Here is a 6,607-nt window from a genome sequence, read left to right as displayed (position 1 = left end):
CCCAGAATCAATAATATTGCGGATTAATAAGATCCGTTTAATAAAATTGAGTTGGATTAGCACAAAAAGAAATGTTGCAATCAGGCTGATAAAAAGAACAAAGTATAAGCGGGATTTACGCAGATAAGTTTCATGTTCAAGTTTGTTAAGAACATTTAGTAAACGGTTTTGCACCGCGAGCACTTCACTCCCCAAAGTTGAAACAAACAGACTCGTAAAATATTCATTTTTTTTACTTAGTTTTCTAATTTTATCATTATGAGTTACATAATCCTGATAAGTGGATGCAAGCGAAGTTTTATCAATAAAAACATCATGAATTTTAGCCAATTGCTCCGCCCCTAACTCACCTTTTAAGCTGTTTATAAATGAGCTTAATGCCTTAAGATCCGTTGCTCGATAAGCAACATTATTTTTATTGATAATCGGATTAAAATGAGAGATGGCCTTATCCATAACCACAAATAGCTGCATATTACTTTTATTTAACTGGCTCAGTTTAAGCGCCTCTGCCGAGCGATAAGAAGCAAAGAACTTATCCTCTAATTGGAATTTATATTCAAGCGCACTGACTAAATCTTGTAAATGGCTATAGAGTTGTTTTTTTAAATCGTCTAGCGCTTTAAAATTTATACTGTCGCCTTGTAACTGCTCAATAATTTTATCGATCCGCAATTTTTTATCCGATATATCAAGAATACCCGACTGAAGCTCAGTCAAATCAGTAGCAAGGAACATTTCCATTGAGGCATTAATAATTTCTTGGGATTGTCGTCTTAATTCAGAGACTTTCATTAATGCATTCAAATGACGATCTTTTACCTCTTGATAATCATCTTTAAATTCATTAAGCGAATGCACTCCAATTCCAGCAGAAATCAGCGTCATTAATGCCAGTAAAAGTGTTAATGAGATGATTTTTAAACTCAAGCTATCTCTTAATCTAGGCATAAATAAAATCGCTTGTTGCATTTAATGAAAAACAGCTGACTAGCACAACTAAAGGAAAGAGAAGCAGGAAACACTTATGAAGAAAAATATTGAGTTGTAATCGCATTATTTTCGCCAGTTATTAAAGACATTTAAATTATGAAGAAGGTTATTTCCCTGCCATTTTTGATCCCCTCACTAAGAGTAATAGAGGATTTGTTGATTTTCTCAAAATTGTTCACATAAGTAAATTATTAAACTATTTTCAAAAACAGAGCAAATATAAACAAAAACAGCTAGATAACAGAGTGAATGTTTTTAAGCAAAATAGTGACTTGAAATAAGTTATTAGAGATGGGATTTATTAAATATTATTCAGCTTTTGAGCTCTTTAATCATAAATGGCAGAGGGAGATTTTTCTTAACTCTATTGCTAAAAGGCGTAGCAACTGAGCTAAACCTTTTATTACAATCATATTTATTACAGTTACAGTGCGGGTTGCTCTTCTTCTGGCTCACTAAAGGCATCAATAAAAGCCTGTAGTCCTTCTTGAACTAACTCATAGGTTTTATCAATATTATCGCCAATTTCCCCCTCTAACACCTTTAAACCTCCCAGTATATCCTTGGCTTCACCAAAACCTTGATCAATGCCTCCGCTAATAACATCAACAAATTTAGTTAAGGCTTCCTTTTCATCCATTTCTGGATGCTGATCCTGATAAGCAGTGAAAAACTGCGTACTGAATGAAACAATGCGTTCAGCGGTGGCTTCAGGGCTATAATCAACCCCCGATTCATAGGCATCTTCAACATTGCTATCAATCCCCATCTCTTCTAAGGATTCATTGATTCCCTGTAAGGCGGTTTTTAACAGAAGTGACAACGGCTGGTCGGCGATTGTTTCATTAAATTTCAGCGAAGATTCTATAATTGAAGCATTAAGCAGTTTTTTATTAGTGACAGAAATAGGCTCCTGCAGTTTTTCCGTTTTTTTCGCATGTGCAAGCTCCGATACTTGCTGTCCCATTGGTCCGCTCTCTTTTTTATCCTGCGCTTTTGCTAAGGCTCGAACATCTTGGCTAAATGTAGCATTCGGTTTAATTGATGAGCTCATAATATCTACCTCTATTTATCAAAGCATACATAACAAGTATCGGCTCTATTAAGTATAACTTAAGTTTCAAGCTGTATATTTATTAGACAGCGAAATGTTCAATTAATCACCAGGATTGTAATTTAGCAAATATAGTTTGAGTAAATTTGCTATATTCCGTCAATTATTTTTTAGAAACGATAAATTAAAAGGATTTAATTACGTATTTCTTAACTCAAGGTAACACTATGTTAGATATATTTAATATGATCAACGGCGTTTTATGGGGACAGATCCTTGTCTATTTACTGATTGGCACGGGAGTTTATTTTACATTTCGGCTTGGTTTTATTCAGATTCGCCATTTTTTACATACTTTCACCGTTATGCGTAACAGTCGCAAATCAGACAGTGAAGGAATCTCCTCTTTTCAAGCTTTATCAACCAGCTTAGCCGCGCGAGTCGGAACTGGTAACCTTGCGGGTGTCGCCATTGCTATCAGTGTCGGTGGCCCCGGTGCTATTTTCTGGATGTGGTTAATTGCTATTTTAGGTATGGCAACCAGCTTTGCTGAAAGCACCCTTGCGCAAGCGTATAAAGTACATGATGATGATGGCAATTTCCGTGGCGGGCCCGCTTATTACATGGAGCGAGGTTTAAACGCTCGCTGGATGGGCAGTCTATTTGCAATCTTCCTGATTATCGCTTTTGGTTTAGTATTTAATGCCGTACAGGCAAATTCAATTACTGCGGCGCTGCATGAGTCATTTCAACTAGATAAAATGACCGTTGGTATCATATTAGTCATTATATCCGGCATGGTTATTTTTACGGGTATTCGCGGTATAGCAAAAGTAGCGGAGCGAATTGTGCCTTCAATGGCGCTTGTTTACCTGTTAATCGCAGCATATGTTGTGCTTACAAATATTTCCGAACTGCCTGCAATCCTTAAAATGATTATTGATGCTGCATTTGGCTGGCAAGAAGCTGCTGGCGGTGCATTTGGTGCCATGATAATGACCGGCGTACAACGCGGTTTATTTTCCAATGAAGCAGGCATGGGTAGTGCTGCAAATGCTGCTGCAACGGCTTCACCTTATCCTCCTCACCCGGCATCGCAAGGTTATGTACAAATGCTCGGCGTGTTTATTGATACTATTGTTATTTGTACAGCAACCGCTTCAATTATCCTGTTATCCGGCGGTTTAGAATCGTTTGCAGGCATGGGCGGTGTGGAAATTACCCAACGCGCATTAGATTCTCAGGTTGGAGGCTGGGGTGGTGAATTTGTTGCTATCGCTTTACTATTTTTTGCATTTACTTCAATTATTGCAAATTACTCATATGCAGAAACAAATTTAATCTTCCTAGAGCATAAACATACAACGGGTATTATGGTTCTGCGTATTGCAGTATTAGCCATGATTATGTTTGGCGCACTAGAAAGTAACGGTGTGATCTGGGGACTTGCAGATATCTCCATGGCACTAATGGCCATTATAAATCTGGTCGCTATTTTACTACTTTCTAATGAAGTTGTTAAACTGGCAAAAGATTATAACGAGCAGTTAAATGCTGGTAAAACACCCACATTTGATCGTACCAAAATGCCTGAGCTTGATAAAAAAATCGAACCTGGGATTTGGGAAAAGAAATAAACCTCTTTGCTTTAAATATAAAAAAGCCTGCAAATTTGCAGGCTTTTTTATTTGTAAAAAGAATATTAGCTGATACGTTCGAACAGTAAATCCCACACACCATGACCTAGATTATTACCACGATTTTCAAACTTGGTCAGTGGACGCCATTCCGGACGCTGCGCATAGTCACCAGATTCACTGCAGTTTTTAAAATCAGTGGCAGCTTGTAATACCTCTAACATATGCTCTGCATAGTTTTCCCAATCAGTTGCCATATGAATCACGCCGCCAATCGCTAATTTATGGCGCATGCTTTCAATAAATTCAGGCTGGACAATGCGGCGTTTATGGTGACGCGCTTTATGCCATGGATCAGGGAAATATAATTGGAATGTAGCAAGGCTTTTTTCCGGGATCATATGCTCTAGTACTTCAACTGCATCATGATTAATCACACGCAGATTAGTGATACCCTCTTCGCCTGCGTCAGCTAGACAAGCACCAACACCAGGACCATGCACTTCAATGCCTAAAAAGTTCTTCTCAGGTGCGTTTTTAGCCATTTCAACTAATGATTTCCCCATGCCAAAACCAATCTCTAAAACAACAGGTGCTTCACGGCCAAACAATTCTTTAAAGTCAAGCATCGTCTCTTGGTAATCAACGCCCATGGTTGCCCATAAGTTTTCAATCGCGGTAGATTGTCGGTTAGTCATGCGCCCTTCGCGTTTTACAAACGAGCGGATTTTACGCATATATTTCTGTTCGCCGAGACCTTCAGCATTTTCAGTTGTGGCTGAATTTTCTTGATCTGTCATTTTTCTACCTTAGTTGTTCTGTAATTGTGCTATGCATTAAATATCCCTGCATTATGCAACGTTATATTTTTTGTGCAACTCTGCTATGCTCGATAACCCAAAAAAGAGCCCTAAAATAAGAAAGAGTTTATTTTGAATCAGATTGATTTTAGCCAGCGAATAATCCAATGGCAGCAGAAATATGGGCGTAAAAGCCTGCCTTGGCAACAAGATAAGAACCTGTATAAAACATGGATCAGTGAAGTGATGCTGCAACAAACACAAGTTGCCACCGTTATTCCTTACTTTAATAAATTTATGCGTTCCTTCCCTACTATTACTTATCTTGCCAATGCCCCATTAGATGAAGTTTTGCACCACTGGACAGGACTGGGTTATTACGCCAGAGCCCGCAACTTGCATAAAGCTGCACAGTTCATTCGCGATAATTACCAAGGAGAATTTCCGCAAGAGTTCCAGCAAGTGCTCGATCTGCCGGGAATTGGGCGCTCAACGGCGGGTGCTATCCTATCCTTAACCTTAGATAAAAATTTTGCAATATTAGATGGTAACGTTAAACGGGTATTAACACGCCACCAGGCCATCGAAGGCTGGACTGGTGAAAAAAGCATTGAAAATAGATTATGGGCACTTGCTGAAAAAGTAACGCCAGCCAAGCAAACTGATATCTTTAACCAGGCGATGATGGATATGGGAGCGATCCTTTGCACCCGTAGCAAACCTAAATGCAACGAGTGCCCAATCAGTCAGGACTGTTTGGCTTTTGCTAGCGGTACAGTACAGAATTACCCTACACCAAAGGCAAAAAAGAAGATCCCAATAAAACACGCTTTTATGCTGGTACTCTCGCAGAAAGATACAAACGGGCAAATAATACAATTAAAACAGCGTCCTCCAGTTGGGATATGGGGAAGTTTGTGGTGCTTCCCTGAATTTGCAAATCTGGACTTATGTCATCAAGCTTTGCAAAGCCAAGAGATAGAAAACTATCAGCAAACCCTGTTAGCGACGTTTCGCCATACATTTAGTCATTTCCATTTTGATATATCACCTGTATTAATTGAAGTTGATCAGGTTGAATATCAACAAGTCATGGAAGAAACAGATTCACTTTGGTATAACTTACAAGATCCGCAGAAAGTCGGACTTGCAGCCGCCACAAAAAAAATATTAACTGCAGTTAACAAAATTAAAGAGAAGGAATAAAAAATGTCTAGAACTGTATTTTGTAGTTATTTAAAAAAAGAAGCACCGGGCTTAGCTTTTCAACTTATTCCTGGCGAATTAGGCAAACGTATTTTCGATAATATCTGCCAGGAAGCTTGGAATGAATGGCAAAAAAAACAAACCATGCTGATTAATGAAAAAAAATTAAATTTAATGCAACTTGAAGACCGCAAATTCATCGAACGAACTATGATTGGCTACCTCTTTGAAAACAAAGATGTTGATATTGAAGGTTACACTCCCAAAAAATAATGCTGAACAAACGGTCGCTGCTCACAAATAGAACAGATAATGACCAAAGTACAAGCAAACACTAAAAAAACAAGATAAAAGTTTAAAAAGAGGTTGACGGTTGAAACGAAAATCTATTTAATACGCCTCGTTCCTGCTTCGTTAGCTCAGTCGGTAGAGCAGAGGATTGAAAATCCTCGTGTCCTTGGTTCAATTCCGAGACGAAGCACCATATTATTTCTTATTGAAGAATATCTCGATAAGTTGAGGTCAATGACCTCGGTGCAAATGCACACGTTTTCGTGTGCCGACTTAGCTCAGTCGGTAGAGCAACTGACTTGTAATCAGTAGGTCACCAGTTCGATTCCGGTAGTCGGCACCATTTACAACTCATCGCAAGATGATAAAAGTTATGCTTCGTTAGCTCAGTCGGTAGAGCAGAGGATTGAAAATCCTCGTGTCCTTGGTTCAATTCCGAGACGAAGCACCATCATTTAAGCCCTAAGCAATTTATTGTTTAGGGCTTTTTTGTATTCGAATTTAGAATACAACCTCCGGTCCGTGGTTCAACTTTTGCCCAAAGCCCAATAGACGAAACTTCACCATTTAAGCCTAAAGCAATTAATTATTTGCGCACTTTGTATTATGAATTTGTAATACAATCC

Annotated in this window: 6 protein-coding genes and 3 tRNA genes; 6 read left to right on the top strand and 3 right to left on the bottom strand. The window is 38.6% G+C overall.

Annotation, left to right across the window (positions count from 1 at the left end):
* Positions 1-930: hypothetical protein (locus AC4GME_RS16270; protein ID WP_490379775.1), on the bottom strand; the 930-nt coding region annotated here is incomplete at its 3' end.
* Between the two features lie 487 nt (positions 931-1,417).
* Entirely contained in the window at positions 1,418-2,047 is a 630-nt protein-coding gene (locus AC4GME_RS16265) for a DUF5610 domain-containing protein (protein ID WP_490378599.1), read from the bottom strand.
* A gap of 227 nt (positions 2,048-2,274) precedes the next feature.
* On the opposite strand from AC4GME_RS16265, the gene AC4GME_RS16260 reads away from it, so the two are divergent.
* Positions 2,275-3,684, top strand: coding sequence for an alanine/glycine:cation symporter family protein (locus tag AC4GME_RS16260; protein ID WP_490378600.1), 1,410 nt, complete (start codon positions 2,275-2,277; stop codon positions 3,682-3,684).
* A 65-nt stretch (positions 3,685-3,749) separates the two neighbouring features.
* On the opposite strand, the gene trmB is transcribed toward AC4GME_RS16260, so the two are convergent.
* Positions 3,750-4,484 (bottom strand): tRNA (guanosine(46)-N7)-methyltransferase TrmB, encoded by a 735-nt coding sequence (gene trmB, locus AC4GME_RS16255; protein WP_490379774.1) that lies wholly within the window; start codon positions 4,482-4,484, stop codon positions 3,750-3,752.
* 132 nt (positions 4,485-4,616) lie between these two features.
* On the opposite strand from trmB, the gene mutY reads away from it, so the two are divergent.
* From mutY to AC4GME_RS16230, 5 genes are all read left to right on the top strand, one after another.
* Entirely contained in the window at positions 4,617-5,690 is a 1,074-nt protein-coding gene (mutY, locus tag AC4GME_RS16250; protein ID WP_490379773.1) for an A/G-specific adenine glycosylase, read from the top strand.
* Between the two features lie 3 nt (positions 5,691-5,693).
* A complete protein-coding gene (locus tag AC4GME_RS16245; RefSeq protein ID WP_490379772.1) occupies positions 5,694-5,963 on the top strand; it encodes an oxidative damage protection protein in 270 nt (89 codons plus the stop codon).
* Between the two features lie 135 nt (positions 5,964-6,098).
* Positions 6,099-6,174: transfer RNA gene (locus AC4GME_RS16240), tRNA-Phe, on the top strand.
* A 74-nt stretch (positions 6,175-6,248) separates the two neighbouring features.
* Positions 6,249-6,324, top strand: a tRNA-Thr gene (locus AC4GME_RS16235).
* A 32-nt stretch (positions 6,325-6,356) separates the two neighbouring features.
* Positions 6,357-6,432 (top strand) — tRNA-Phe (locus AC4GME_RS16230).
* Positions 6,433-6,607: the final 175 nt, after the last annotated feature.

The organism is Psychromonas sp., assembly GCF_983033635.1.
The sequence above is the reverse complement of the archived record's forward strand: the minus strand, read 5'-3'. Positions and strand labels throughout refer to the sequence as shown.

Excerpts from the sequence above, each read along its gene's own strand:
- AC4GME_RS16265 (WP_490378599.1), bottom strand. The coding sequence starts at position 2,047 with ATGAGCTCATCAATTAAACCGAATGCTACATTTAGCCAAGATGTTCGA.
- AC4GME_RS16260 (WP_490378600.1), top strand. The coding sequence starts at position 2,275 with ATGTTAGATATATTTAATATGATCAACGGCGTTTTATGGGGACAGATC.
- trmB (WP_490379774.1), bottom strand. The coding sequence starts at position 4,484 with ATGACAGATCAAGAAAATTCAGCCACAACTGAAAATGCTGAAGGTCTC.
- AC4GME_RS16245 (WP_490379772.1), top strand. The coding sequence starts at position 5,694 with ATGTCTAGAACTGTATTTTGTAGTTATTTAAAAAAAGAAGCACCGGGC.